Source organism: Halobiforma lacisalsi AJ5, assembly GCF_000226975.2.
GTDB classification, from domain to species: domain Archaea; phylum Halobacteriota; class Halobacteria; order Halobacteriales; family Natrialbaceae; genus Natronobacterium; species Natronobacterium lacisalsi.
In genome coordinates this window covers 2963140-2990027 of sequence record NZ_CP019285.1, presented here as the reverse complement: position 1 = coordinate 2990027, position 26888 = coordinate 2963140, and the positions used below count along the sequence as shown (strand labels likewise).

General features: G+C 63.0%; 28 protein-coding genes and 1 pseudogene. 18 read left to right on the top strand and 11 right to left on the bottom strand.

What is annotated here, in order from left to right:
- Positions 1-256 precede the first annotated feature (256 nt).
- Complete coding sequence (locus CHINAEXTREME_RS14560) at positions 257-682, top strand: ester cyclase (RefSeq protein ID WP_007143844.1); 426 nt, start codon at positions 257-259, stop codon at positions 680-682.
- A 124-nt stretch (positions 683-806) separates the two neighbouring features.
- On the opposite strand, the gene CHINAEXTREME_RS14555 is transcribed toward CHINAEXTREME_RS14560, so the two are convergent.
- Entirely contained in the window at positions 807-1421 is a 615-nt protein-coding gene (locus CHINAEXTREME_RS14555) for a cupin domain-containing protein (RefSeq protein WP_007143845.1), read from the bottom strand.
- A gap of 283 nt (positions 1422-1704) precedes the next feature.
- On the opposite strand from CHINAEXTREME_RS14555, the gene CHINAEXTREME_RS21530 reads away from it, so the two are divergent.
- From CHINAEXTREME_RS21530 to CHINAEXTREME_RS14540, 4 genes are all read left to right on the top strand, one after another.
- Entirely contained in the window at positions 1705-1854 is a 150-nt protein-coding gene (locus CHINAEXTREME_RS21530) for a hypothetical protein (RefSeq protein ID WP_156875545.1), read from the top strand.
- Between the two features lie 140 nt (positions 1855-1994).
- Positions 1995-2414 carry a hypothetical protein gene (locus tag CHINAEXTREME_RS14550; RefSeq protein WP_007143846.1) on the top strand — a complete coding sequence of 140 codons (420 nt, stop codon included), beginning with the start codon at positions 1995-1997 and terminating at the stop codon, positions 2412-2414.
- 77 nt (positions 2415-2491) lie between these two features.
- Positions 2492-2917, top strand: a complete 426-nt coding sequence (locus tag CHINAEXTREME_RS14545) for an ester cyclase (protein ID WP_007143847.1) — start codon at positions 2492-2494, stop codon at positions 2915-2917.
- A 133-nt stretch (positions 2918-3050) separates the two neighbouring features.
- Positions 3051-3959: an AEC family transporter gene (locus CHINAEXTREME_RS14540; RefSeq protein ID WP_007143848.1), complete on the top strand. Its 909-nt coding sequence runs from the start codon at positions 3051-3053 to the stop codon at positions 3957-3959.
- A 38-nt stretch (positions 3960-3997) separates the two neighbouring features.
- Here CHINAEXTREME_RS14540 and CHINAEXTREME_RS14535 read toward each other — a convergent pair whose 3' ends face one another.
- From CHINAEXTREME_RS14535 to CHINAEXTREME_RS14520, 4 genes are all read right to left on the bottom strand, one after another.
- Positions 3998-4903, bottom strand: coding sequence for a hypothetical protein (locus CHINAEXTREME_RS14535; RefSeq protein ID WP_010546837.1), 906 nt, complete (start codon positions 4901-4903; stop codon positions 3998-4000).
- 98 nt (positions 4904-5001) lie between these two features.
- On the bottom strand, positions 5002-5787 hold the full coding sequence (locus tag CHINAEXTREME_RS14530; protein WP_007143850.1) for a YihY/virulence factor BrkB family protein: 786 nt from the start codon (positions 5785-5787) through the stop codon (positions 5002-5004).
- 107 nt (positions 5788-5894) lie between these two features.
- Complete coding sequence (locus tag CHINAEXTREME_RS14525; protein ID WP_007143851.1) at positions 5895-6779, bottom strand: CAP domain-containing protein; 885 nt, start codon at positions 6777-6779, stop codon at positions 5895-5897.
- A 160-nt stretch (positions 6780-6939) separates the two neighbouring features.
- Complete coding sequence (locus CHINAEXTREME_RS14520; RefSeq protein ID WP_007143852.1) at positions 6940-7263, bottom strand: lycopene cyclase domain-containing protein; 324 nt, start codon at positions 7261-7263, stop codon at positions 6940-6942.
- Between the two features lie 107 nt (positions 7264-7370).
- Between CHINAEXTREME_RS14520 and CHINAEXTREME_RS14515 the strand changes: the two genes are divergently transcribed.
- Complete coding sequence (locus CHINAEXTREME_RS14515; protein WP_007143853.1) at positions 7371-8528, top strand: CBS domain-containing protein; 1158 nt, start codon at positions 7371-7373, stop codon at positions 8526-8528.
- A gap of 112 nt (positions 8529-8640) precedes the next feature.
- Here the strand turns inward: CHINAEXTREME_RS14515 and CHINAEXTREME_RS14510 are convergent, their stop codons facing one another.
- A complete protein-coding gene (locus CHINAEXTREME_RS14510; protein ID WP_029601735.1) occupies positions 8641-9429 on the bottom strand; it encodes an AAA family ATPase in 789 nt (262 codons plus the stop codon).
- A gap of 144 nt (positions 9430-9573) precedes the next feature.
- Between CHINAEXTREME_RS14510 and CHINAEXTREME_RS14505 the strand changes: the two genes are divergently transcribed.
- Complete coding sequence (locus CHINAEXTREME_RS14505) at positions 9574-10365, top strand: hypothetical protein (RefSeq protein WP_089789938.1); 792 nt, start codon at positions 9574-9576, stop codon at positions 10363-10365.
- A 60-nt stretch (positions 10366-10425) separates the two neighbouring features.
- On the opposite strand, the gene CHINAEXTREME_RS14500 is transcribed toward CHINAEXTREME_RS14505, so the two are convergent.
- Both CHINAEXTREME_RS14500 and CHINAEXTREME_RS14495 read right to left on the bottom strand, forming a co-directional pair.
- Positions 10426-11817: an ATP-binding protein gene (locus CHINAEXTREME_RS14500; protein WP_007143856.1), complete on the bottom strand. Its 1392-nt coding sequence runs from the start codon at positions 11815-11817 to the stop codon at positions 10426-10428.
- A gap of 129 nt (positions 11818-11946) precedes the next feature.
- Positions 11947-12648, bottom strand: coding sequence for a phosphatase PAP2 family protein (locus tag CHINAEXTREME_RS14495; protein WP_007143857.1), 702 nt, complete (start codon positions 12646-12648; stop codon positions 11947-11949).
- A 210-nt stretch (positions 12649-12858) separates the two neighbouring features.
- Between CHINAEXTREME_RS14495 and CHINAEXTREME_RS14490 the strand changes: the two genes are divergently transcribed.
- The 8 genes from CHINAEXTREME_RS14490 (at position 12859) to CHINAEXTREME_RS14450 (ending at position 22708) form a co-directional block, all read left to right on the top strand.
- Complete coding sequence (locus tag CHINAEXTREME_RS14490) at positions 12859-13152, top strand: UPF0175 family protein (RefSeq protein WP_007143858.1); 294 nt, start codon at positions 12859-12861, stop codon at positions 13150-13152.
- A complete protein-coding gene (locus tag CHINAEXTREME_RS14485) occupies positions 13152-13640 on the top strand; it encodes a hypothetical protein (RefSeq protein ID WP_076738748.1) in 489 nt (162 codons plus the stop codon). Before CHINAEXTREME_RS14490 ends, CHINAEXTREME_RS14485 begins: the two co-directional genes overlap by 1 nt.
- A gap of 99 nt (positions 13641-13739) precedes the next feature.
- A complete protein-coding gene (locus CHINAEXTREME_RS14480; protein ID WP_007143859.1) occupies positions 13740-14990 on the top strand; it encodes a winged helix-turn-helix transcriptional regulator in 1251 nt (416 codons plus the stop codon).
- Positions 14991-15362: 372 nt separating this feature from the next.
- The gene (gene aglF / locus CHINAEXTREME_RS14475; RefSeq protein ID WP_007143860.1) at positions 15363-16151 is read left to right on the top strand and encodes a UTP--glucose-1-phosphate uridylyltransferase AglF; all 789 of its coding nucleotides are present in this window, start codon (positions 15363-15365) and stop codon (positions 16149-16151) included.
- A 403-nt stretch (positions 16152-16554) separates the two neighbouring features.
- Entirely contained in the window at positions 16555-17109 is a 555-nt protein-coding gene (locus tag CHINAEXTREME_RS14470; protein ID WP_007143861.1) for a DUF7342 family protein, read from the top strand.
- A gap of 851 nt (positions 17110-17960) precedes the next feature.
- The gene (locus tag CHINAEXTREME_RS14460; RefSeq protein WP_007143863.1) at positions 17961-19418 is read left to right on the top strand and encodes a sugar transferase; all 1458 of its coding nucleotides are present in this window, start codon (positions 17961-17963) and stop codon (positions 19416-19418) included.
- 214 nt (positions 19419-19632) lie between these two features.
- Positions 19633-20103, top strand: coding sequence for a DUF192 domain-containing protein (locus tag CHINAEXTREME_RS14455; protein ID WP_007143864.1), 471 nt, complete (start codon positions 19633-19635; stop codon positions 20101-20103).
- Positions 20104-20233: 130 nt separating this feature from the next.
- Positions 20234-22708 carry a hypothetical protein gene (locus CHINAEXTREME_RS14450; protein WP_007143865.1) on the top strand — a complete coding sequence of 825 codons (2475 nt, stop codon included), beginning with the start codon at positions 20234-20236 and terminating at the stop codon, positions 22706-22708.
- Between the two features lie 60 nt (positions 22709-22768).
- Here CHINAEXTREME_RS14450 and CHINAEXTREME_RS14445 read toward each other — a convergent pair whose 3' ends face one another.
- The 3 genes from CHINAEXTREME_RS14445 to CHINAEXTREME_RS14435 all read right to left on the bottom strand — a co-directional run bounded on the left by CHINAEXTREME_RS14445 (position 22769) and on the right by CHINAEXTREME_RS14435 (position 25040).
- Positions 22769-24043 carry an RNA-guided endonuclease InsQ/TnpB family protein gene (locus CHINAEXTREME_RS14445; protein ID WP_007143866.1) on the bottom strand — a complete coding sequence of 425 codons (1275 nt, stop codon included), beginning with the start codon at positions 24041-24043 and terminating at the stop codon, positions 22769-22771.
- Positions 24044-24127: 84 nt separating this feature from the next.
- Complete coding sequence (locus CHINAEXTREME_RS22025) at positions 24128-24472, bottom strand: hypothetical protein (RefSeq protein WP_049918426.1); 345 nt, start codon at positions 24470-24472, stop codon at positions 24128-24130.
- Between the two features lie 256 nt (positions 24473-24728).
- Complete coding sequence (locus CHINAEXTREME_RS14435; protein ID WP_010546836.1) at positions 24729-25040, bottom strand: winged helix-turn-helix domain-containing protein; 312 nt, start codon at positions 25038-25040, stop codon at positions 24729-24731.
- A gap of 107 nt (positions 25041-25147) precedes the next feature.
- Here CHINAEXTREME_RS14435 and CHINAEXTREME_RS22650 point away from each other — a divergent pair.
- The 3 genes and pseudogenes from CHINAEXTREME_RS22650 to CHINAEXTREME_RS14425 form a co-directional block, all read left to right on the top strand.
- Positions 25148-25234: pseudogene (locus CHINAEXTREME_RS22650) on the top strand (DUF7558 family protein); the annotation flags it as partial.
- 71 nt (positions 25235-25305) lie between these two features.
- A complete protein-coding gene (locus CHINAEXTREME_RS14430; RefSeq protein WP_029601732.1) occupies positions 25306-25608 on the top strand; it encodes a hypothetical protein in 303 nt (100 codons plus the stop codon).
- Positions 25609-26121, top strand: a complete 513-nt coding sequence (locus CHINAEXTREME_RS14425; RefSeq protein WP_007143870.1) for a PIN domain-containing protein — start codon at positions 25609-25611, stop codon at positions 26119-26121.
- Positions 26122-26888: the final 767 nt, after the last annotated feature.

Below are 26888 nucleotides of genomic sequence, written 5' to 3'. Positions count from 1 at the left end.
CTGGGATCCGTGCGACACGACGCGTGTTCAGTACCGCCTAATGGCCTTGACAAACCCCCCTCTAGATAGTGCTAGGACCGTCGGAGAAGGGCGCTCGACCGCTCGCGTGCCATCGTGTCTGGTCCTTCGATGGTCCTCGAACGGGAGTCGAACCCATCCCAGATAGGGGTCCGATACCTAGTACTAATTTGAACGGTGCTTTTCGGTTCCGCCGATCGGACCACCACCTGCTCTCCACAGGGGAGCGTGACTACCCATGGCAACGGAACCACAAACCGCGAAAGCCGTCGTTCGGCGATACACCGAAGAGGGGTACAACGAGGAGAACCCGGCGGTCATCGAGGAGACGGTAGCGGACGACGTCGTCGTCCACGGACTCCACGGGGTCGACGGGTCCCTGCACGGCAGCGACGCGTACCTCGAGTGGGCGGGCGACCTCTTCAGAGCGATGCCGGACGCGGAGGTCGAGACGGAGGCGTTGATCGCCGAGGGGGACATGGCGGCGGTCCACTGGACGATCAGCGGTACCCAGGAGGGGCAACTGGGGGAGCTGCCGGCAACGGGTGAATCCTTTACCATGCGCGCCCTCGCGTTCTTCCGGATCGAAGACGGCGAGATCGTCGAGAAGTGGTACAACCCCGACGAACTGAGCATGTTAGAGCAACTCGGCCTGGCGGACTGATCGCACGCGAACGGCGAGGCGACGACGCCGGCCATCACGATCCGACCCCAGCACACGCTCGCCCGGGCGGGCCTGGTCGCCAACCGCTAGACGGCGGCCGGCGCTCGTGAGGGGGGTTCCGGCCTCACCGCGTCGAACTCCGTCGAAGGGGCCCCATTTCGTCCCGCGTGTAGGTGGCTTCGTACCCGAGCAGGCGCCCGATCGGCGCGAGCGTGGCGACCATTGCCCGCTGGAGGATCCGAGGCTGGTCGGTCGAATAGAAGTACCCAGGGTACGCGTCCTGGATCACCGCGAACTGAAGCGGATTCGGGACCCCCTCCTCGTCGGTCCGACCGGCCTGTGCGAGCGTGTACAGCGTCTCGAGGGCCTCGGCCGCTCGAAGCCCCGGACGCGCTTCGTAGCGTACGCGGGCCGGCTCGGGGGTCGGGTTCCAGTGACGGTGGGGAACGGTAGCGGGAATGACGACGTCCTCGCCCTCGGTGAGCGTCGTTTCGGTTCCGTCGATACCGACTCGCAACGCTCCGTCGACGACTTCGAACCGTTCGTCCCACCGGGGATTGACGTGCCGATCGGCGAGGTCGGCGACCCAGCGGGCGTGTGGGAGATCGACGCCCCCCTCAGAATCCGGCGCAGGGTGAACCGTGTACTCCAACCGGAGCGGATCCGTTCGGGGATCCTCCGGGCGTTCGACGATCACGAACGGGTCGACGGTCGTTACCTTCGACCTGTGGTCTGTCATCGGTCTATGGCTAAGGGGTTGGTCGTAGCTGGTCGTTCGAAGCGCAGGGGTCCTCTCGTAACAACGACCGCGACTGTTCGCTTAACCGCTGGCTCTAGATAGCCCTAGACGGCGGCCGTACGAGCGGTGCTGTTCAGGTTCACCGACCGAGCGAGGAACCGGGGAAGCACCGGGACGTCTAGAACAGAGTTGAGGGGAGATTTACGACGGAACGGGGCGTCTGATCACCACGAGGGGTGCTACTGATGTCCAAGGACCACGCGGAAAACGACCGTGATCGAACATGAGCGTGACACCACACGTCCCGGGCATGACCCCCGGCGCGCCATCGCGGAATATCGTCCTGGGAGCGGCGTACCTCTCCACCCTGGCCGCGATAGCGAGCACGCTGCTCACCGTCGCAGCGAGCTATCGTCCCCGGGAAGGCTGTTGATCGACCTGCGAGTTTTTCGCCCGTCCCTCGATACTCGGCCAGCGATAGTTCGAGGGGTCACATATCCGAGCCCACGCCCGCGCGACCTGCATACGACGCCCGGAGACGGAACCGCGGGCGGCACTCACGGGGAAGCAGGCATGACCGATCGTCGCCCCCCACGCGAGCATCCTCCCCGTCGCTCGGTTCCTCCCGACTCCCTGCTGGAATCGGCCCTCGAGCAGTTCCGCGAGGAGTGCCGGCGCTACAACGAGGCCGTCGGCAGTTACAACACGCATCTCGACAACCACCGGGACCGTCGGGACCTGCACGACGTCCCGTTTCGCTCCCCGATCACCGCTCACGACGCCTTCGAGGCCGCCAATGATGGCGACAGGGTTGCCGTCGAAACCCTCCTCGAGGACCTCATCGATCGGGCCCATCTGGACTCCCAACTCCGTCGGCATCCCCGGGTGTATCCGATCCACGTCGAAGCCACCGAACATCTGGATCTCGCCCGCGACGGACTCGTCACGACCCTCGAGGAACTGCTCCAGCACGCGGAGGCGATCGACGGGTAACTGCACGTGGCCCTAGCGTTATCTAGAGTCCGCGTTTAAGCGGCTCACTAGTCCATGGTGGACCGGGTGACCCACCGATGGCAGAACCGAATCAGGAGGTCGAATCACTACTCGGCGACTACGTAGACGTCTGGAACGAAGCGGACTACTCGAAGCTCCCCGACGTCGTCGACGAATCGGTCGACGTCTTCGATCCGGGCGCTCCCGGCGGAGAACTACACGGGCACGACGCGCTCGAGGGATTCGTCCGCGAGATCCGGACGGGATTCCCGGACTTCGAGGTCAGGCTCGGCGACGTGCTCGCCGCCGCCGACGTCGTCATGGCGGAGTGGACGGCCACCGGGACGCACGAGGGCGAATTCAACGGGATTCCGCCGACCGAACGCGAAATCGAACTCGAGGGGATGGACAAGTTCCTGCTCGCGGACGGTAAAGTGCAGGAGCATCGGATATACTACGACCGCCAGGAGATGCTCGAGCAGCTCGGCGTCGCGGAGCAGTGAGGGGGCCTCACGATACGCTGATACGGTCCCGGGGACACAGCCGGCGTGAACTCTCGAGCCCCTTTCAGGACCTAGAATCGTCCCGTACCAGCTAACCGAACGATAAAAGGCCACGAGCGAACTGGGCGGGGACATGGAAGTCGTCGGCCGCCTGTTGGCGCTGCTCGTGGTGTTGCTCCTCGGGACCGGGCTCCGGTCGTCCGGAATCCTCGACAGCGGCCGAACCGCCGCGCTGAACGCCGTCGCCTACTACGTCGCGTTGCCCGCGCTGATCTTTGTCTCGACGTACGACCAGCCGATCGCCGGACTCCTCTCGCCGGCGCTGCTGGCCGGTCTCCTGCTCGTCCTGTTCGGGACGGCCTCGATCGCCTGGGTCGTCCACCGGAACCGCGACACTGCGGCGCGACGCAGCGTCGCCGTCGTCCAGTCGTACCACTCGAACATCGGCTACCTCGGGTTGCCGCTGGTCGCGGCGACCTTCGACGCCGACGTGACCGCGGTCGCGAGCGTCGTCCTTGGTGTCGTCACGCTGATGCAACTGCCGTTGACGATCCTGTTGCTCTCGACGATCAACGGGGCCGACGTCTCGCTCGCTTCGGAGATACGCGGGCTGGCGACCAACCCCGTGTTGCTCTCGCTACTCGTCGGTCTCGCCTTCGGATCGACCGCGGTTCCGTTCCCGGCAGCCGCGGCGACTGGGCTCGACTACCTCGGCGCGCTGGCGCTGCCGCTCGCGTTGCTCTGTGTGGGTGCGTCGCTCGAGGTGGACCTCCCCTCGATCGACCCCGGGGCGACGGGGTCGGTCGTCGCGCTCAAGATCGGCTGTATGCCGGTGCTGGCCTGGGTCGTCTTCTCCCTGCTGGAGGTCGACCCGGCGACGTTCACCGCGAGCGTGGTCATGCTGGGGACGCCGACCGCGGTCTCGACGTTCGTCTTCGCGACGGAACTCGGGGGCGATGCGGAGTTCGCCTCGCTGAACGTCTTCACGACGACGCTGGCCTCGATCGCGACGCTGTTCGTGTTGATCGCGCTGCTCGGCTGAGCCCCGGCGTCGAGAACCGAACCGCGAGCGCGTACTGACTACTTCGAGAACAGGTTCTTGAGTCGCCCGAGCAGCCCGGCGGCTCCGTCGTCGGACCCGTCTTCTCGATCGCTCGTGCTCGAGGCGTCGGTATCGGCAGGAGCCTCCCCGGCGGGATCGATCGACCCTGCGAGCGGGCCGGCATCCTCGCTGGCGCTTCCAGTGTCGCCGACGCCGCCGGTCTCGAGGTCGTCCAGCGAGAGGTCGACGTCGTCGATCTCGGGCGTCGGGTCCCGGTCCTCGCCCGCTTCGGCGGCGCGAACGTCGGCGCCGGTGACGTCGCCGCGTTCGATGCGGGCGGCGAGTTCTTCGGGATCAGGGTCGGGATCGGGGTCGGCGTCGGCTGTGGAGCTGTTATCGGATTCGAGACTCGAATCGCCCGCCGGACCGGACCCACCGTCGTCTCCGGCCGGCGTCCCGCTCGAGTCGGAGAGGGCGGCTGCGGCGGCTTCGACGTCGGCTTCGGTTCCGGTTCCGGTTTCGCCCGTGGTCCCGTCGTCCTCGTCGCCGTCGTCTTCTTCCTCTCCCTTCGAATCGTCGCCCGGATCGCGGTCCGGTTCCGGCGTCTCGCCGGTGTCTATCTCTCCCGTCGACGACTCCGCGTCGTCGGCTCCGTCTGTCGGCTCCCTGCTCGAGCCCTCGAGGCCCTCCGTGCTTGGGTCGGCATCCGCGTCGACGTGTGACTCGTCACCGGCCTCGAGTTCGGGGCTTGGATCGGGGTCCGTGTCGGAATCGGAATCGGAATCGGAATCGGATCCGCCGATCGACTCGAGGATGTCGTCGACGCTCCCCTCGGAGACGACCCGCTGGGGGCCGCCGCCGGTCTCGATCCCGCCCGCGGGACCGTCGCCGTCCGGGTCCCCCTCGTCGTTCCCGTCGGCCGTCGGTTCTCGTTCGTCGCTCATTGTGTGGTGGAGGCGGGCGCGACACCATAACCTTTCTCCCACGTCCTCGAGCCGATCAAGAAACGTTCCGGGTCCCTGCGGTGGACGGTGTGGGTCCCTCAGGGCTCCGCGAGCGCGGGCCGAGCGCGAACGACGTTGACCACTGCGCCGAGCAGGATGATGATCCCTGCAAAGTAGAGCCAGGTGACGAACAGCAACACCGCGCCGACCGCGCCGTAGGCCTGGTAGCGCCCGGCGTTCGACGCGTAGAGCTGGAACCCCGCCTGCAGGACGGTCCAGCCGACGGCCGCGACGACCGCCCCCGGCAGGACCTCGCCGGCTCCGACCGATATCGGCGGGAGCACGTAATAGATCGGCAGGAAGACGAATACGAGACCGAGCAAGAGGGTTACCCAACTCAACAGCCCAGCGAACGGAACACGGCCGGCGGCGAACCCGAGAACAGTTCCGATCACGATCATCAGCGCGAGTGCGCCCACGCCAGCGAGGATGACGACGAGCCCGTCCCGGACCTGCTCGAGCAGCGAATCCGACGACACCTCGTCGTAGATCATATCGAACGCGAGGCTGAGGCCACGAAACACCTTGAGCGCACCCCAGGCGGCGACCGCGAGCGCGACGACGGTCGCCTGGGCGCGTCCGGCCTCGGTCGCCAGCGCCTCGGTAACGAGGTCTTCGCCGGCCTCTGGGAGGAAGTCCCCGGCGACCAGGATCAACCGTTCCGCCGTGGCCTCGCCGCCCAGCAGCGAGCCGGCCACGAGCGCGAGCAGTACCATCGGAATCAACGACACGAACGCGTAGTAAGCGAACGCGGCAGCCAGAAACGTGATATCGCGGTCGCTCGCCGTGCGATAGATCGCGACGAGCGTTCCCTTCCCGTCCATAGTGGTCCTTCGACGAGGAGGTCCAAGAGTGTGACAGGTTCGTACAGTAGCTGATACTGTAAGCGGGGAGTCCACGATGGAAGTCAGACCGATCGTCAGGTCACCCGTTAAGCCGCCAGACAGAAGTTGTGCGACGCGTAGACCGCGCCGTCGTCGTCGATGTAGACGCCGACGCCGCCCCGGTCCCACCCGTGCGAGGAGTGTTCCTCGAGGATCGCCTCCCGGTGTGCGGTCGAGTTCATCCACTGATCGACGAGTCCGGTCGCGACGCCTTCGGCGGTCTGGTACTCGACGACGTCGTCCCCGCCGGGACGGTCGACCGGCCGGTCGACCCACGTCAGGGCGATGTTCTCGCCGTAGGCCCGGCAGTAGTCGTCGACGGCGGTGAACCGGTCGTAGGGCCCTTCGTCGTCCGGGTTCGTGTGCGCGAAGTAGTCCCGCTGGGCCATGTCGTAGCTGTGGGCCCGGGCGACCGAGGCGACGGTGCCGTCCCACTCGATGGGCTCGAGGTCGTGGGCCGCGCGACGGTCGTTGACCTCGGCGTGGACGAAGTCCTCGACGGTCGCCGACGAGATGGGCTCGACGTCGGTCTCGTAGGTCGACTCGCCGGGATCGGCCGGATCCATGACGTCGGGGTTGCGCTCGCCGGCCGGCGGGGGCTCGGCGCTCGGGCTCGGACTCGGCCCGTCGACGATCTCGATCTCGTCGGCATCCGCTATGTCCTCGACGGTCTCGAGCGCCGTCGGGCCGAGCAGGAGGCCGCCGAGGACCACCGTTCCGAGCACGACCGCGAAGAAGGCGAGGCTGAGCAGGGTACGGACGAGTGCGCGATCGGTGCGCTGTGGGGTACCGGTACCGAGCAGGGCGTCGTCGCTCGAGGAGGTCGGGCGGACCGAATCCGATTCGGTGTCCGACGGGCCCGTCCCCGTATTCGTCTCCGGGCCCGCGTTCGTGTCGGCGTCCGGTTCGGGATCCGTTCCCGGGCGGCTCATTGTCGGAGGGTAGGGCGCCGTCCGCATGATTGCGACGGTCCGTTGCAGCCGCTGATAGCCGCCCGGGAGAGGGCCGATGGCGGGCGATTCCGGGCCGCTTCGCGTTCGGAGTCCGTATTGTCACCGTCGTCGGGACCGGGATCGACCCCGATCCCTACCCCTACGTCGACCCGTCGGTCCCGCTTCCGAAGATCGTCTCGTGAAAGCCGATCACCAGTCCCGGGACGACGGCCATGAAGAGGTGTTCCTCGAGCGGGATCCCCGCAATGTCGATCCCCGTCCGGAGCTTGATGTCGAAGATACCGACGGCGAGGGTGTATCGGTCCCAGACGTACGCGACGGGGTACAGCGCGAGGATCGTCACTGCGGCCTTCCGGAGGGCGTTCTCCCGGCGCAACAGGAAGACGGCGATCGCGCCCCAGAACAGTTCGGTGACGAGGTACGTGTACCGGCCGAAAACGCTGATGTCGGGTTTCGATTCCATGCGTGACCTACCACCACGTTCGAGGGTATCGGCAAAGAGCGTTCCCGACGCCGGTGGGAACAGGCAATATCTTCAAAACCCCGGCGGCAGTACATCCACCTACAACGATGAATATCGCTGATATCGCCACCCAGGATTACATCGAAGTCGACGTCGGCACGCGCATGGGGAAGGTCCCTTCTACCTTCGAGAACGGCGGCCCCAAGGGAATTATCGTCAAAAACGACGGGGAATACGAGGGCGTCATCAGCGAGCGGGAAGTCCTCCAGTCTCACGTCGAAGACGACGCGAAGGTGGCGGCGCTCATCAAGCCCAGCCGGAACGATCCGTCCCCGCAGGTCGACCGGGAGGAAGACGTCCGGGAGACCGCACGTCTGCTGATCGAGAGCAACTCGAAGGTCGCCCCGGTCTTCGAGAACGGCGACCTCTGGGGTGTCATCTCCGACGACGCTATCCTCGAGGCCGTCCTCGAGAACCTCGATACGCTGACCGTCGAGGACGTCTACACCGCCGACCCGGTCACGCTCCAGGAAGACGACGGCGTCGGGAAGGCGATCAACCACCTGCGCGAACACGGTATCTCTCGTCTCCCGATCCTCAACGAAAACGGCTATCTCTCCGGTGTCGTGACGACCCACGACATCGCCGACTTCGTGATCCGGAAAAACGAGACGACGACGACCGGCGACCGCGTCGGCGACAGCCAGCGGCTGCTCGACGTGCCGGTCTACGACATTATGAACAGCCCGGTCGAGACGACGACGCTCGACGCCAGCGTCGAGACGGCCGTTGAGACGATGCTCGACCAGGACTTCGCCGGGCTGATGGTCACGCCGGAGGACGACGACCGGGTCGTCATCGGCGTTCTCACCAAGACGGACGTCCTGCGGGCGCTGACCTTCACCGAGGAGGAGCGCATGGACGTCCAGATCACGAACGTCTCCCTGCTCGATACCATCTCCCGGGAGTCCGTCCACGAGAGCATCGAGGAGGTGTCGGACAAGTACGCCGACATGCAGGTACTGCACGCCCACGTCCGCTTCAAGGAACACAAGGAGAAGCTCCGTGGCACGCCGCTGATCCACTGTCAGATCCGCCTGCGCACCAACAAGGGCCAGGTCGCCGGCACCGGCGAGGGCTACGGCGCGGAAAACGCCTTCCGCGTCGCCCTCGAGAAACTCGAGCGCAACGTCCTCGAGGTCAAGGGGGTCACCAGCGACGAGGAGTACCGCGGCCAGCTGCTGCGGAAGCTGAACGAGCTGTAACGGCCGCCGCCGACGTCGGCTTCGACTTCGATTCGGGCCCGTCCGGGCCGTTCTGATTTTCGACTCGGGTTTCGTGCCCGGACTCGAGTTTCGTGCCGCCTCTCGAACCCGATCAGAACCGCTGTCCGTCTTCGCCGCCCTCGAGACCATTATCGGTGATCCGGAACTGGACGGAGTCGCCGGCCGACTTCGAGCGGTGTTTCTCGAGCGTCGCGCGACGATTCCCGCCGCGGAAGCGCTCGAGGCGGAGCACGACGCCGGTCCAGTGCTCGAGGGTGTTCCCGCCGAGCGCGCGGGTGCGGTCGGAGTCGGGATCCGAGAAGACCTGGTTCGTGAGCACGACCGCGAGGTCGTGTTTTCGGGCCAGCGAGAGCAGGTGGGTCACCTGTCGGGCGACCCGGCGCAGCGCATCGCCCTCGTCGTCGTCGCCGGTCCGCTCGAGGCGGTAGAAGCCGGTCGCGCTGTCGAGGACGATCAGGTCCGCCCGCTCGGCGAACTCCTCGGCGTCGCGGACGGCCTCGGCCTGTTCCTCGAAATCGACGGCGTCCTCGATGACGATCCGGGAGGCGACGTCCTCGACGGTGAGGTCGTCGGATGCGGGCGAATCCGGCTCGCCGGCGCCGTCGGACTCGACCAACGCACTCGAGTCGGCTGTGCTGGCCCCGTCGCCGTTGACCCGCGCCGAGAGCAACTGCTCGAAGCGGTCGACCGACACCCCTTCCGTATCGATGTAGACGACCGTCCCGCCCGCGGCGGCCGTCTCGACGGCGGCCGACAGCGCGAGGTTGGTCTTCCCCGCGGCCGGCGGGCCGTACAACTGCGTGACGGTCCCGCGCTCGAACCCGCCGCCGAGCAGGTCGTCGACCGGATCACAGCCGGTCGGAATCGCCTCGTCGTTCACGGTCGGCTTTCGAACGGTCGCCGCAAAAACCCCCCGGAACGGACCGCAGGAAAGGTCGAACCCCACCGTACGACGGACTCGAGGCGGGCGGTGATCCCGGCCGTTCGGAATACGTTTATTCGCCCCGGCGACGAACCTCGAGACGTGATCGTCGTCGCAACGTCGGACTTCGAAGTGTACCACGGCGTCGTCAACGAGCTGCGGGACCGCGGGACCGAGTTCACGACCGTCGAACCCGACGACCAACTCCCCGAGGGGACGACCGTCGTCATCACCGCGGCCGACCACGCGGAGGACTTCCCCGACGCGACCACGATCGTCGCGGACCCCGACGCGCCCCGGCGGGCGGTCGACCAGGCGCTGACCGCGGTCCGTGGCGACGGCGGCCGCACGATCATCGGCGTCGATCCGGGTCGCAAGCCCGGCATCGCCGTCCTCGCTGGCGAGATGGTCGTCGCCGCGTTCCAGGTCCCGCTCGCCGACGCCGTCGACGTCATCCAGCGCGAAGTGGCGGAGGCCGCCGACCCCGTCGTCCGGATCGGCGACGGCTCCCGCCTCCAGGGTGCACAACTCGTCAACGACCTCGAGGACGTTCGGGTCGAACTCGTCGACGAGACGGGGACGACCCCCTACCTCGGGACCGGCGGCCGGGGGATGGAGGACGTCCTCGCCGCGGTGAACATCGCCCGCCTCGAGGGCGAGGTCGTCGATGCCCGCGAGATCGAGCCGACGGCGGGGGAGCTCCAGGTGATCAAGGATCGGTCCAGGGAGCAAAGCGAGACCAACCGGGCGATCGACGAGGTGCTCGCCCGGCGGGTCGCCGCGGGCGAGTTGACGATCGAGGAGGCGCTGGCCGAGCACAGAAACGACGGCAACGGAGAAGGCAGCGACGACGATGACGGGGCGGGCGAGGAGCGTTCCGCCGATTCGGAGTGATCCCCTCATCGCTCGTCATGCGAGCGGAGCCTCGGTCAACCGATTCGCGCTGTCCAGTACTCACGCCCCGGAAAAGACTCGATCGAGTTCCTCGAGGTCAAACAACGACCAGTTATCGTTGAGATCCTCGGCGAGGCCCTCGACGAATCCGCTTCTCGAGAACAGGGCGAACCGCTCGGACCGGTCCCCTGGTCCCCACCGAACGCTCGCAGCCTTTGCCCGAAGATCGTCGACGAGTTGGTGGCCGACTGGCTCACTGGTCCACTTACATTCGGCGAGCAGGAGCCGGTCATCACCGGGTGCGAGGCCGACGATATCGATCTCCTCCTCTCCGTACCACCAGCGGCCGATCTCGGAGTACGGCTCGAGTTCTTCGCATCGAACCAGTTCCCAGACGGCCTCTTCGCAGATGTCTTCGAACGTCGTCGCGACGTGCGTGGGGAGGTCCGGCTCGATCGTGCCATCGAACACGACGGACGGCGCTTCTTCGATGCTGGACCGATTCGGCTCGACGTAGCGGAACCAGAACCGGAGGAACTCATCAGCGACCCGGTACCGGGAACGCTTTGACTTCTTCCCGGATGCCGTAACCGGAACCTCACGATCGAGGAGTCGGAGCCGGCGAAGCGTCTGGAGATACTTCGACAGCGGTCCGGAATCGATGCCGGTGGCTCCCGAAATTTCGTTTGGCGTCGTGTGGCCCAGCGCCACCGCCTCGAGGATGCTCAGGTACCGCGCAGGGTTTCGAAGTTCGGTCCGAAGCAGGAACTCCGGTTCGTTGTACAGCATTGCCGTCGGTGAGAGGATATGCGTCTGGATGTTCTCTGCGAGGGACCGCTCGTAGTTGAAGAGCGTGAGGTACATCGGCGTCCCGCCGGTGACCGAGTACGATCGGACCGCATCCACAATATCGTACGAGATGACGTCCCGGGCCTGCTGAAACGAGAACGGTTGCAGATCGATCTGTCCAGTCCGCCGACCGTAGAGTGGACTTTCGTGGCCGAGCACCTCCGATTCCATCGTACTCACGCTCGAGCCACACAGCACGAGCATCGACGCAGTCTCCTGGAGCTGTTCGTCAACGAACGCCTGGATATAGGAGGGGAGTGAGTCGTTTTCCTCGACCAAATACGGGAACTCGTCGATGACCACGACTCGATCCTCCGTTTCGAGTTTCTCACCGAGATACTCGAACGCGTCGTCCCAGCCGTCGATTCGTGGCACGCGCTCCTCGAACACCTCGGCGACTTGTTCGACGAATTTCTCACGTTGGCGATCCTCCGCCTCCTGCGCAGCGAGATAGTAGAGATGAGGCCGATCAGCACAGAACTCTTTGAGAAGCGCTGTCTTTCCAACACGGCGGCGTCCGTAGACGACGTAGAAGGCGTGACCGGGCGATGAATACGCGGTCTCGAGCGAGGCAAGTTCGTCTTCCCGATCGTAGAAGGTCATACTTTGCCTAATGATTATCACGATAATGACTTGGGCGTTTTGGTGATCTACTACCTGTAGTAACAGAACCGTATTCGAGTGTTGACAGTAGAGCTCGAGCGCCGTCACCCGATTCGAAAACCAGTCCGCTCAACTCGAGGCCGACACCCACAGCTCCCTGACCGTCGGTCGGGTGATCACCCACCAGCCGACGGCACCGCCGAGACAGCCGACGAACGCCAGCCAGCCGTCCGTGGTGCCGCCGGTGACCACGAGCGCGGCCACACCGAGTATCGCCGCGCCGGCGAACGCTTTCGTCGGATCCTTGCCGGTGAGTGTCGCCGCGAGGATGAGGTAGCCGACGCCGAAACCGATCGAGGCGACGACGTCGACGAGGTAGTGGACCCCGAGCGCGAGCCGGGAGACGGCGACGAGACCGATCGGGACCGCCGCGAGTGCGAGCCGACGGCGGCGCGTCCACCGCGTGGACCACAGCGCGAGCGCGGTCCAGCAGACCGTCGCGGCCATCGTGTGGCCGCTCGGGAAGCCCGGCGTTTCCTTGGGAATCGCCCGCAGCGACGCCGGGGGCCGGGGAAGGCCGAAAGCGGACTTCAACGCGAGCGTGAACGCGAGCCCGCCGAGGACGACCGCCAGGACGAACGCCGTGCGATCGGAGAGGAGTCGATCATCGCCGTGGCGGAACGACCGGTAGGCGTCCGTACAGGCGAGAAGCAGCAAGACGGCGCCGACGAGCAGTTCGTCACCCAGTAGCGCCACGAACTCGAATAGGGGGACCGACCACTCCGGGAGCGTCTCGCGGAGCAGTTCGGTGACGCCGACGCCTCGAGTCATGGGTATTGGGTCGGGGGAGTCAGGAGGTCCTGCAGATGGCTTCTCATCGTCGTCTTGCCTACCTCTTTTCTTCGTTTACCTTCTTCCTTTCTGTCGCACTTCACTGATTCTCTATCCATACGTATGTAGGAACGCGATTTCTTTATACAGATTTCCGCAGGAAGAATTTCGTTACGTCTATTACGTAACGTAACGCATCCTATCGTAACGATGAAAACCGTCACAACTCGAATACCTGAAGACGACGAAGAGTTGTTAGCAGAACTTGAACAAGAGATGGCCGCAGACAGGTCAGAGGTTCTTCGCCGCCTCATTCGGGACGGCCTTACTGACTGGCGGAAGGAGAAGGCACTCGACCAACTTCGAGAACACAAAGTCACTCTTCGCCGTGCGGCTGAAATTGCCGACGTAACGTATGTTGAGATGCTTTCACTCGCCGCCGAGGAGGGCATCGATACCGGATACACAACTGACGAACTCGAACGAGACCTCGGGCGAATTTGATGGTTGTTGTTGATTCGTCTGCGCTAATCCCGCTTTCGTGGGTGGGCCGTCTTGACCTCATCTCGGCCACCTGCGATGAGATACGGACAACTGAGAGAGTGAGAGACGAAGTTCTCACCGAGGGGAAGCGAGGAACTGCATCGCTTAAATCATTTCTTGATGACGTTTCGATTTGTGAGACGCCTCCTGAAGCTGAGGAAGTGGCATCGTTGGAGGGTGTTGCGGTAGCCGATGCGTCAGTAATTTTGCTGGCAGATGATGGAGAGGAAATTCTTCTCGCTAACGACAAGGGTCTTATAGAGGTTGCCCGGAGTCACGATGTCGAGTGTTGGTGGGTGACAACGTTGTTGCTTAAATGTACGAAAGAAGGAGTATTGACTTCCACAGAAGCAAACGAGGTCTTGTATGACCTCGTAGATTCAGGGATGAATCTTCATCCGAAAGTGTACTCTCAAGTACAACAAAAACTCCGGGAATTAGGGGATTAATACTTAATTGACTAATCGTTTCTTGGAGCCTGTAATTGTATTTTCCGTGAGAAAATTATAACGCCGAGGCTGGAATTCCCTGACACGAACGAGAACCGTATGGGATCGAAAACGCACACCTCGTCGACGTCCGCTGACCGCAACGGCGACCACGACGATACCGTCCCTCGAGCAGTCCTGCACAAGAAAATCCTCGACGTCGCGGAGTCGCGTCCGGACGCATCGATGGCGGAAATCGCGAACGACGTAAGCGGCGCGACCACCTCGATCGTCGAGCAGGTGCTGGAGGAGTACGGCGACCCGGGAGCCGCCGACAGCGACGAGATCGACGAAAGCGAGGACGAGACTGGGGTGGGTGATGCCGACGAGTCGGAGGACGACGGTGTCGAGAGTGTACCCGAGACCAACTCACCAGTGGCCGACGAATCCGATCCCGAGCCGGCAACGGAGGACAGCAATCGAAGACGGGACGAGGAAGCGAGTACAGGACGTGCGGAATCCGAACCACGTGACGATGGCAACGAGGACCGCGACCGCGAGCGAGCGATGAGCGACTCCGACGGAACCGCCGAAACCGAGGCCAAATCACGTCTCGACCCGCCGATCGATCCCGAGGACCTCACCGAAAAGCAACTCGAGACGCTCCGGGAGGTCCGTAAGCGTCCGGACGCCACTCAGGCCGAACTGGCGGACACGCTCGGCGTAAGCGGCGCGACGATCAGCCAGCGGGTGAACGCGATCGACGGCTTCGACTGGTCGCGACGCCGCGAGTTCGTCGCGGCACTGTTCGAGGACGGACCCGTCGACGGTGGCGACGAACGCACCGCCCTCGAGGCCGAATCCGATGGGACTGCTGGAGCCGAGTCCCCCGAGCGAGACGACGAGCCGTCGGCGGACGGCGACGGTGAGTCGGACCCCGATCTCGAGACCTCGGCAGGCAGCGCGGAACCGACCGATGGACGGTCTCGGGACGACTCGAGCAGCGGTGGGTCCGACGGTAGCGTCGGGAGCGACTCCGAAGGAAGGTCGGACAACGCCGACGGAGCAGCGCAGTCCGTCAACCGCGAGGAATTTGCGGAGTTCGCGAGGGAACTCGAGCGGCTCACGGAGCGGATCGAGTCGCTCGAGGAGACGATCGCTGTCGATGGCTCGCGGGAGGACGAACCCGAGCCGACGGCTGGAGGGAACACTGCCGGGAGCGAGAACGGCGGGCCGAACAGCGACGACGTACTCTCGGATCCCGAACTGGCACACAAGATCGTCCACGCGTGTCTCACCGCCGACCACATCTCCGAAGAGGAGGAACTCCGAATCCTCAAGACGGTGACGGCGACCGATTCCTCCACGTGAGTTCGGCGACGGGTCTGAGCACTGGTTCGAATCGGTCCGACACCGCGGCTCTCGGTCAGAATAGGTACCTATTGTGCTAATCGCACCTATTGTACACTTTCGACGCCCGCGCTAGTATTCGAAGATCAACATTACCGTCCCTAGTACTAGATCTCCCGGTTGCGACTCACCACTAGTGGTCGATTCCAATCGGGAATGCGACTTCCCTCACCGATCTCAGGCCCACCAACGTCGAGTGTGAGACACCGGTCGGGACCCCCGATCAGTTCAGCTACCGAGGCCGCAGTCCCTTCGAGTAAACCGAATGTACACATCGGTATCCGGCAGTTACAGGGATCAGCTATTTATCCCGACTCGAGGTGGTGGTCGCACATGCAAGCTGTCGTCTTATCGGCCGGCAAGGGGACGCGCCTTCGGCCGCTCACCGATGACAAGCCGAAGGTACTCGTCGAGGTGGACGGGCGGCCGATCCTCGAGGACGTGTTCGACAACCTGCTCGAGATCGGTGCGGACGAGCTGATCGTGGTCGTGGGTTACCTCAAAGAGCAGATCATGGATCGGTACGGGGACTCCTACAGGGGCGTGCCGATCACCTATGCTCACCAGCGCGAGCAACTGGGGTTGGCTCACGCAATCTTGCAGGTGGAGCCGTACATCGACGACGATTTCATGCTGATGCTGGGGGACAACGTCTTCCGGGCGAACCTCGGTGACGTGGTCAACCGCCAGCAGGAGGATCGGGCCGACGCGGCCTTCCTCGTCGAGCAGGTTCCCTACGAAGAGGCCTCGCGGTACGGCGTCCTCGACACCAACGAGTACGGCGAGATCGTCGAGGTGATGGAGAAGCCCGACGACCCGCCGTCGAACCTGGTGATGACCGGCTTCTACACGTTCACGCCGGCGATCTTCCACGCCTGTCACCTCGTCCAGCAGAGCGACCGCGGCGAGTACGAACTCCCGGACGCGATCGATCTGCTGATCCAGTCCGGCCGGACGATCGACGCGATCCGGATGGAGGGGTGGCGCGTCGACGTCGGCTATCCCGAGGATCGCGACCGCGCGGAGGACCGGTTACAGAGCGAGTCGGGGCGGATCGGCGGGCCGCAGCAGGAAACGGAGTCGCCGGAGGTCGAGCAGACGCCCGAATCGACGACGGACTAACGCTCGAGGGAGAGAAGGCTCAGGGGGTATCCCGCTTGAGCCGAGGGTTCTCCGAGGTCGAATCTGTGCAAGGGCGGTTTTGGTGGCCTCCTCGAGTGTTTTCACCGACAGGCAGCGCCTTCTTCGACTGTGAATTCTTCTTCGGTGTCGCTCGCAATCTTTTCGGGCTCGTACTGCGGTAGGTTATCAGTCTCGTCATGGACGTCCTCCCCACGAGGCAGTCCAGTTCGGCTTCGTACTCGGTGAGACCGATGAATACGCCCGTTCTGTAGCCACTGTCTTCCTGAACGGCGCCTTAGACTGGTCACTCGAGTTTGCCACTATTGGCACAACGACAGACACTAATCTCGTATATATGTGATCCGTCCCAAGATATAATAGATCCACAGGCGTATCGGTTCACATGACCGACCGGGGCCTCGATTCGTGGACTGAAGACCTCTCGGCCCGCGAGCGCGTTCGAAAAATCGCGACGACACTTACTCAACCGCGCTCCGTCGAATGGGTCCGGGAAGAAGCGCAGATATCCTCCTGGCAGACTGCAAAGGACGAGTTGGAAATGCTGGCCGAGTTCGGACAAATACAAGCCGTTGAGGTGGACGGCAATACAAAATACGCGCCGAACTACCAGCGACGCTATTTCAACGAGTTGGCTGAACTCATCAATAACAACACTCGTGACGAACTTCGTGAAGAGATTGCACGGGTTCAGGACGAAATCGAGGAGCGGAAAACGGAGTTCGACGTCGAATCACGAGAGGATCTCGAATCGACGCTGACTGATGACAGTCACTCCAGCGAGGAAATCCGTCACCGAAACCGTGTGCTCCGGCAATGGGAACGTCGTGAGGACAACAAACGGTTGCTGAAACACGCCCTGGAACTGTACGACGACGCTCGGTCTCTCCACCCGGGACAGAACGATTCCTTCGATTCGTCGCTCCCCATCTCCCAGTGAGTATCGATGATTTTTCTCGCAAACCGAGCGAATCTCGATACACGGACGTTACTCGGCCGCCTCCATAACCTGCTCCAGACTCAAACCGACTCAGCCGATAGCCTAATCAAACAGGTCTGGTATCAGACGTCGGCTGGTAACAAGACTGGAGTACGGGCGACGATTGCTGCGCCAGCCTTTCTCGATCGTTCTTATGCGGTCGAGGAGGCCGAGTTACAGATATCGGTCGATTTTCCACCGAACCACTCCTACGATTTTTACGAGATTCAGTGGGTTGAGCCTGACCGACAGTTGATGCTCGGATGGCATCAAGACGAGACTCACATGGAGCTTGGCGAGTGCCACTTTCAGATCGACTATCGGAACGAGACCGTCCAACGGTCGAAGGCTCGGTTCCTCGATTCACATCCCCTAAACGTATTTGACCAGCGAATGGACCATCTCCTGACGATACTCGATTCGCTCGAGTGGGACGATGCGGTTCCCTCCGTTCCCGAGACGGAAGTCCGGTAACGACGTCTAGTTCTCTCTGGATATCAACAATCGTTCTGACGTCGTTATAGTGATTGGTCGAGAGCCGAGGGAAGCATCCAATAGACAGTTATGGCGCTGGATTTCTCACGGTAGTCCCGTTGTGTTCGGTTTCATGACCGGGTTGGGCGGGTCTAGGGTCCCCGATAGCGGCAATTCTGTGGGTCCGGTTGCGAGTGAGAAGGCCACGACGGATGCAGTGAACGGTGGCGAATAGCCGAGCCTGGACATAATTTAACCAGTTCGGGAAACGCAGCATATTGCGATCGAGTGGTATTTTCAACAAATTTATGCCCCTGGTACCCCCTCTACCCTACGAGATGCTTACCGGGTGGCGGTATCGTATCGTTGCGTTCGCCGGCACGGTCGCGGTAGTCGTGCTGGCGGTGGTGTTTGCGAACCACCCGGTTCTACAGGAGTTGTTCACCAGTCACGTGCCGCTGTTCGACCGACTCGAGCCTCAGGTGCTCGAGGGATGGTCACTCGGCTGGGCCGTGCTCTTGAGCGTCGCCTTCGTCGGTGGCGCGCTGTTCCCGCTGTACAAACCCCAGCCGCGGCGCGTCCTGGACACCGTCTTTCTCGCACAAAAGCGAGTGCTCGTCGGCGGGCTCGCCCTGGCTGCTCTAGGTTATTTCAAGTGGTCACACCGGCTCCCGCGTCAGACCCTCGTCATGGTCGTCGCGCTGCTCGGGATCGCGATTCCCGCCTGGTTCGTCCGGATTCGCCGACAGCCCCAGAACGACGAGGGCCGAACGCTGATCGTCGGCGACGACCTGGCGCAGATCGACCGGATCGCGCCGGCGATCGACGCGCCGGTACTCGGATATCTCTGTCCCTCCATCGTTGCGGGGATTCGCGAACGGGAGAACCCCGAGCTGGCGACCGACGGCGGGCTCGCGCTGGAGTACGACGGCTCCGAGACCGTCGAGGCGGCGGGTCGAGGCGTCGATCGGATCGGTTCGCTGGACCGACTCGGCGGCCTCTCGCGGCTCGAGGACGTCCTCCTCGAGTACGACGTCGATACCGTCGTCCTGGCGTTCCGGGAGGCGGACCGCGCGGAGTTTTTCGGGGCGCTGGACGTCTGTCACGAACACGGCGTCGCGGCCAAAGTCCACCGGGAGTACGCCGACAGCGTGCTGGTCTCCGAAAGCGACGTCGGGGAGCTAGTGGATGTCGATCTCGAGCCGTGGGACCCGCTGGACCATCTGGGGAAGCGACTCTTCGACATCGTGTTCGCGACGGTCGGGCTGGTCGCGTTCGCGCCGCTGATGCTCGTGATCGCCGTCGCGATCAAACTGGATAGTCCGGGGCCGGTGCTGTACAGTCAGGATCGGACCGCCGGCTTCGGCGAGACCTTCCCGGTGTACAAGTTCCGGTCGATGGTGCCGGAGGGCGAGTCGGCGACACCGACCGAGGACGAGGAGAACGACCGGATCACGCGAGTCGGCCGCATGTTACGTCGGACTCATTTAGACGAGTTGCCCCAGCTGTGGTCGATTTTCGTCGGCGATATGAGCGTCGTCGGACCGCGGGCCGCGTGGACCGAGGAGGAACTGCTGCTCGAGGAGGACGCGCCGGCCTGGCGCAAGCGCTGGTTCGTCAAGCCCGGGCTGACCGGCCTGGCACAGATCAACGACGCGAAGAGCACGAACCCGAACGCCAAGCTGCGCTACGACCTCGAGTACATCCGCCAGCAGTCGTTCTGGCTGGACGTAAAGATCGTCATTCGGCAGGTCTGGAGCGTACTCGAGGACGTGATAGCGATGGTTCGTCGGTGACACGAACGCCGGTTCGTCTCGACCGGAGCCAACGATTCCCTCGGCTTTCGCTGGTGACTCGAGGGGGCGAAAATCCGATTTCAGATGAGAGTCCGCAGAGCCGTCACAAACGTTTTTGAGTTCCGTTGTGGTTCCCTTTACAGAAATGGACGCTTCGGGATCGCCACGGTCGGACCGGCGAACCGTTTTGGCTGGTATCGCTACGGGCATCGGTATGAGTTCGCTCGCGGGATGTACCGGTACCTTCGTCGGGGACGAGGAGACGACCGAGGACTCCTCACAGGAGATCCACACCGATTACGAGACGACCGACGTGCAGGTGACCGACGGCGATGACGACGTACTCGGTGAAGTCACGGCGGCGATCGCGGACACGTCGGACCGCCAGTCGCTCGGATTGAGCGACACCGAAACGCTGCCCGAGGACAGGGGGATGCTCTTCGTCTACGACGAGGTCCAGGATCTCACGTTTTCGATGCCGGATATGGACTTCCCCATCGACATCATCTTCGCCGACAGCGACCGGACGATTACGAGTATCTACCGGGCTCGAGCACCCGGGCCGGACGAGGACGGGACCGAGCAGGTCTATTTCGACAGGGCACAGTACGTCCTGGAGGTCGTCTACGAGTGGACCGCCGAACGGGACGTCCAGACGGGTGACGTACTCGAGTTCGAGCTGTGACGGTCGTCTCCGCTCTCACGGAGAGGGAGCATCGGAACGCAGCGGTATCGACTGCGTGGTGACGGCACTGTGCCCGCGGACGAGCCCGCACTCACAGTTTTTATCATAGTTCGAGCGGAGGTACGGCATAATGGCCGACGACCCGGAACCGGAACGGGATCCCGCCGTAGTCGCCGACGCGGCGGCCGCCTTCCGCGACGACGCCGACGACGGCGAGGCGATCCTCGAGACGCTTCTCGAGGTCGACGCCGAGCACGAAACCTGGACGTTCGACGACCTGCCGCTCGATTCGGGAACGTTCGGGGAACTCGTCTCACGGGATCTCGTGGCGAAAACCGACGGCGAGTATCGCGTGGCGAGTCGTGAGGGTGTTCGGGCCGCGCTCGAGGGTCGGGAACTGTCCGCTGACTCGAGCGAGGGCGAGGACGAGTCGCTGTCGGTATCGCTCTCGAGTCCGATCGCGTTCGACCCGCGGGCGGCCGGAGCCCTGGCGGGGGCGCTCGTTTTTCTGGTTGCGATGCGGCTGTTGAACGTGCGATCGGTGTTTCGGGAGGGGCGGGTCGTCTCGCCGGGGAACGACCCGTACTACTACCGGTACTGGATGTCGGAGCTGTTAGCGGAGTCGAACGGGCTGACGGATTGGTCGATTCTTACGGAGATGCCCGCCGGAGCCGTGGGGAGACGACCGCTGACCCACGCCGCGAACTGGTGGTTCGCGGAACTGCTGGGCGGCGACCAGTGGGCCGCCGACATGGTCGCCGCCTGGCTCCCCGTCGTCGCGACGCTCGCGCTCGGCGTGCTCGTCTACTGGCTCGCCGTCGTCGTCACCGACGACGTCCGCGTCGGCGTCGCGTCGGTGGTCCTGCTCGCGCTCGCGCCCGTTCACGCCGTCTACTCGGGCGTCGGCTTCCTCGAGCACCGGCTCCACCAGTACTTCTGGCTCGGGGTCACGTTGCTCGCGCTGGCGTGGCTGGCGGTCGACGTCCAGCGACGGCGGGACAGGCTGGAGCCCCGTGCGGCCGCTCGCGAACACCTGGCGTGTCCGTGGGCGTGGGTCGCCGCGCTTGCACTCGGGGTCGCGCTCCCGCTGTCGGCGTTCGCCTGGGGCGGCTCGATCCTGCTGTTCGTCCCCGCGGCCGGCTACGTCGCGCTGAAGGTCGCGATCGACGCCCGTGACGGGCTGTCCCCCGGGCTGGCGAACGCACCGCTCGTGGCCGGGCTGGTCGTGAGTGCGCTGCTCTCGGCGTTCCTGCACTTCCGCTGGGGCTGGCACGAGTCCTTTACCGGGATACTCCCGGCCGTGGTGGCCGTCGGCGCGCTGGCCGTCGTCGGACTGGGAGAGGCCTGGCGACGCGTTGACTGGCCCATCGGCGGGCTGGTCGGCCTCGAGGCGGTGCTGGCGGCGGCTGGACTCGTTGCCTTCCGATCGGTACGCCCCGAGGACTGGGCCCGGCTCTGGGAGCGAGCCGACGACCTGTTCTTCCGCGAGCACTTCGGGGCGACCGAGACCGGCTCGCTGTTCGCGACGAAGAACTCGGTCGTCCTCGAGCCGCTGGCCCAACTCGGCCTCAACTTCTACATCGCCCTCGCCGTGCTCGGCTGGGCCTGCTGGATCGCGTATCGCCGGTACGAGCCGGGCTGGCTACTGCTGTCGATCTACACCGTCTTCTGGCTCGTCCTGGCCGCCTTCCAGGTGCGGTTCGCGGCACAGTTGGCGATTCCCCTGTCGGTACTCGGCGGTCTGGGGCTGGTCTACCTGCTGGCGTGGATCGATCTGGCTCGTGTGCCCAGGCGATTCCGCGAATCGGACGAGGCCGAGCCTCGCGGACTCGGGGCCGGGCGACGCGACGCCGCGGCCGACGGGGGCGAACCGGAGCCGAGCGTCGTCGTGCCCCGTGACTGGCGACAGCTCGCGACGCTGGCCTGGGTCGCCCTGCTGATCTGTGGGCTGAGCCTGCTGTTCGTGCCGTCGCTGAGCGCACAAACAGCATACAGCGACGCGGAGGTGGCGGCCGTCGACGCCATCGACGAGCACGCCACTCAGGTCGACCGGGAGTACCCCGACACCTTCGTGTTGAGCCAGTGGGGCGACAACCGGATGTACAACTACTTCGTCAACGGGGAGTCCCAGAGTTACGGCTATGCCGCCAACACATACGACGAGTTCCTGGCCGCCGAGGAGCCCGACAGCTGGTACGACCGGTTCGACGGCCGGGTCGGCTACGTCGTTATCACCGGCGACCGGGAGGAGATTCCCGCTGGGACCGCGATGAACCAACTCCACGGCGAGCTCGGTGCCGGCGGCAACGGAACCGACCCGCTCGAGCACTACCAGGTGCTTCACGTTGACGACGAGGCGACCGCGTTTGCCGTCGTTCCCGGCGCGAACGTGACGGCCGAGCTCGAGCCCGAAGAGACCGTGACGGTCGAAACCGAACACGAGGTTTCCGGTGAAACGATCGTATACGAACGGGAGGTGACGACCGACGAGGACGGTTCGCTCGCAGTAACGGTGCCGTACCCCGGCGAGTACAGTGTTGACGGAGAGACACTCGAGGTTTCGGAGGAGGACGTCGAGAATGGGGAGACAGTTACAGTTGAATGACAAACTACTGTGTCAACTACCTCGGGGTCAAGCCCCGAGGCTTGTCAGTGGACTCCCGTTCTAACCGAGTAACTCGGCAGGCGTGTAGTCGCCGTTCACGTTCAACGTCCCTGACTTGAGGGCCAGTTGACTGGCGGCCCATCCACCGCGAGACTTCTGCCCGCGATGGATATACCCGCAGTATCGGTTGGCGATGTTCTTCGCCGCGTTGTAATCTGCGTTCACCTCGTACCCACACGACTGACACTTGAACTCCTTGTCGTCGCGATTGTCCTCGTGAGTAAACCCACAGTGCGAACACCTCTGACTCGTGTACGCAGGATTCACCGTATCCACGAACAACGTCGTGGATTCGACCTTGTACTTCACGAGTTCCACGAACTTCGCGTAGGCCCACTGCTGGAACTTCGACCCGTCGGCGATGTTCTCGCGGATGTGGTCAAGATTCTCGAAAATGATGCCGTCCACATCTGCGTCTTGGGCTTCCGCGATGAGGTCGTTGGCGCGGTTGTGCAACCAGTCCAGCGACCAATCCGAGAAGCGGCTACCGATGGACTGAATCGTCAGGTGCGCTGACCGTGTACCCGTCTGTTGCAGGCGTTTGCGGCGCTGCTCGTACTGGTCACGTTTGTGGGTGAGGTAGTCTGCACTGCCGATGAACTCCCCAGTACTGGTGACGGCGAACGCGCCAGTCACGTTCAAGTCCACGCCGAGAACCACTCCGTTCTCGGTGGTGTCATCACGTGACTCGCTTTCTTGGCGTTCCGTCCCGTCAACCTCGTAGTCGGGATTCTTCAGCGTGACGTGCAGGTAGAACGTGTCGTCCTGCTCGCCGTACTGAAGTGTGGCACTCGACGCATCCCAGTCGTCGCTCTCGTAGTACCGTCCGAACGGCGTGTCCTCGCGCTCGTCTTCGGGCGGGAGAACGTATTCGCAGGTAACTCTACCGTTTGGAGTGGAGAGCGTGGCGTGGTCGGCGTTGAACGTCGCACTCCGCTTGTCGTAGACGACGCTCCACGAGTCGAACTTGGGTTGACTCGTTTTCTCGCCTTTCTTCAACTTTTCGACGCCTGCATCGACGGCTTCGATGGCGCGTCGGATGCCTTTCTGGACGAGGTTGGCAGTGAGGTTGGTTTCCTCACGTAGCTCGTCGTAGAGGGCGTTTTCGGCTTTGTTCTTACTGGTGATGCAGTAGTCGTCGTAGCGCCACGCCCACTCGCTGGTGCAGTTGGTGCAGTGCAGGAATTGGGTTTTGGTTTGATGGAGGTCGCCACGACGCTCTTGTGGTACAGCGAGTTTGATGGGGACGGTGCGTCGTGGCGCGCTGTCGTCCATCTGTGGTTCACATTTGCGTGTATTGCCTAATAAAAATTTAGGTGTAGAGTGAGGAGTTGGCCTTGCTATCGAGCGTAATGAGTTTCATTGAGTGTCGGCTTCCTCCACGGGGTCAAGCCCCGTGGCATCCGCCTCGATTATTCTGTGAATATGCCCATCAGCAAAGACCGGTTCGAGGAAATCAGAAACGAAGAGAACGGGGGCGTTGGTTCGGTACGAGGAACGGATCCCGCAAAGATCCTCAACTTCCTTCGCGAGCACGCCGATAAAGCGTTCACGCAGGACGAGAACGCCAAGTGGACAGACGCGAAACAAACCACCGTCCAGCTGACACTCGTCCGATTGTGGGAGCGTGGCCGGGTGGATCACCACGGAAACTATTGGCGGATCAGTGACCACGACCAGAGCGTTGATGCCGCAACCGGACATGCAGGGACCACTTTAGCCGCTCACGAGGACGATGACGAAACTCCGTGGAGGAGGGACTGGAATGAAATCGCAGTTGACCCTCGAGAACACCGGAGTGAGCGATAACTGGAAGCGGTAAGTCGTGGCTTCGTGTAATGCTCAGAAACGCGAATTGCACGACGCGACGCTGCAACTCGCAACTGAAGAGCCGGAGCGAGTTGCTGAAATCCTGATTGAAATGCGGCGAGAGTCACGACAAGTCGGGGAACTGCGTTACTCAGTCAGTTGCCGCTGACTGCTGTTTTTGGTTAGGGACTGCTTCCTCGAGGATAATTTCGAAATCATCGACCTCCCGGTAGAGATCTTGCATCCGAATAGCGGTTTCACCTCGCGGCGTGATCTCATAGAGGCCTGACTTGTTTTTCGGACCGATCTTTTTGACGAGGCCATAATCTGTGAGCACCGGCAGCCGTGTGTTGATATTTTTACGACTTTTTCCGGTGTGATGAGCGAGATTCGGGGCGACATTTCGACCATGCTCAGCCAGTGCTTCCAGGATGAGGAAGTCTGTCGGTTGCCGCAATTTCATCTATCCTCTCTAACAATTACCTGCCACACCTGTTATTTCCGATTATGGCCATATATGGTCTCGTATATACGGTAGTAGCCGAAGCCGGCGTCGTTAATGAAACAGCACCGTTGCAACTGTGCGAGCACTGTAGTCTAGGTACGCTCGCGACGTACTGGACGCACGACCTCGAGGAGCATCTCGTGGACGAGTGACGCTCGGCCGAATGAGGCTCACGTTGTACACACGGAAACGTCTAAGTGTGCTGGCTCACAATGTACACATCATGAGTACCGATAAGAAGCGCGTGCAGTTTCGGGCCCCCAATCGGCTTATCGACCGCGCCGACGCACTGGCTGCAGTCCTCGGGGAAGACCGAACAGACGTTCTCGTGACCGCGCTTCGGGAGTATCTCCAAGACGCCGCTCACGACGACGCACTCACCCAGGAGATCGCCGCCGCCTATTACGACGACGAGATCAATTTCGAGCAGCTCAAAGCGCTCGTCGGTGCCGAAGAGGCGGCAAACCTCCGAGTGTTGAAACAGCAGTTGGACGAGGACTTCATCGACGAGGTCGCCGACGCATAGATGTCGCGGCTTATCGCAGACGCCTCTGCCCTCGTGAGTCTCGGGATCGTTACTGACGACGACCCCGATCCACTCACACTCTGTCTATCCCGGTACGAGGTCGTCGTCCCAACGGCGGTCATCGATGAGCTTCAAGAGATCGCCTCGTACGATGACGTCCATGGGCACGCCGCATCCGCCGTACTCGACCAGGCGGAGTCATTCACGACACAGTCGGTTGACCTCGATGCCGAGTTCCCGCTCGATGACGGTGAAAACGCGGCGGTCACGCTCGCGAACGATCTCGATGCTGCGCTCTTTCTCTGTGACGAGTTCAATCAACTTGGCTTGATCCACGCCTCACTCGCTGATACTCGGCTCGTCACGACACCGACACTGCTCTCGGTTCCCGTTCGCACTGAACAACTATCAGCTGCTGATGCGCGGCTGCTCCTCGAGGAGATTAGCGACGCTCGGAGCTGGGGCGCGAACAGTTACGTGCAGCGAGCTCGTTCGTTGTTCGAGGAAGCCTGACACCGAGGCTGCCGCCCCTCGTTCTCCGTCACGCATCGGTTCTTCCTCCCTCGTCGTCGATGTACTGCTCGAGGTCCTCGCCGTCACACTCCTCGCGTTCGTGAACCGTACCGGACGGTGAAGAGATGAACCAGCAGTCTTCAGGTTCGTGGACGACGTCTCCAGTCGAGAGTGTTCGAGTCCGGCGCTCGGACCGGTCGGCGTACTCATGGTCGGGGTCTGAAACGACTGCTGGCCTGAAAAGTTGCCTCAAAAGAGTTATTACTTGCCACTGGTAGGTCGGAATATGGAAACGCCATTGGCAATCTTCCTCCTCGTTTTCGGGATTCCGGGTGCGATCTGGCCGATAAAATAGCTTTTCCAACCATAGTGAAATTAAAGTCAGACATACTTCCTCCAGCCGAGACTTTTTATACGCTGACCAGGCGCAATACCACGGCGTTCACGCCGTGGATACGCGCCGTCACTTGGTGATACGTTCCACCGACAATTGCATAGTCGAGTTTCCAATCCGTACGTTCAAGTGTCAAGAACCGCTATACGATGGTAAGGTCAGGTCGGAACGGAGCGGATTCCGAACGACCGTCGGAGGCGGCCTGTCCGCCCACGTAACGAGGCAGTATCCGAAAGCCAGACGGTGAACACCGCATTCCAGAAGAGTGCAGTCGCGTGCCGTCTGTTCCAGCAAGCCCAACGATACCTCCGAGTCTGTTGACGCTGACTCGGCGTTCGCCGGGCAAAAACAACCACGAACGCCGACGATGCTG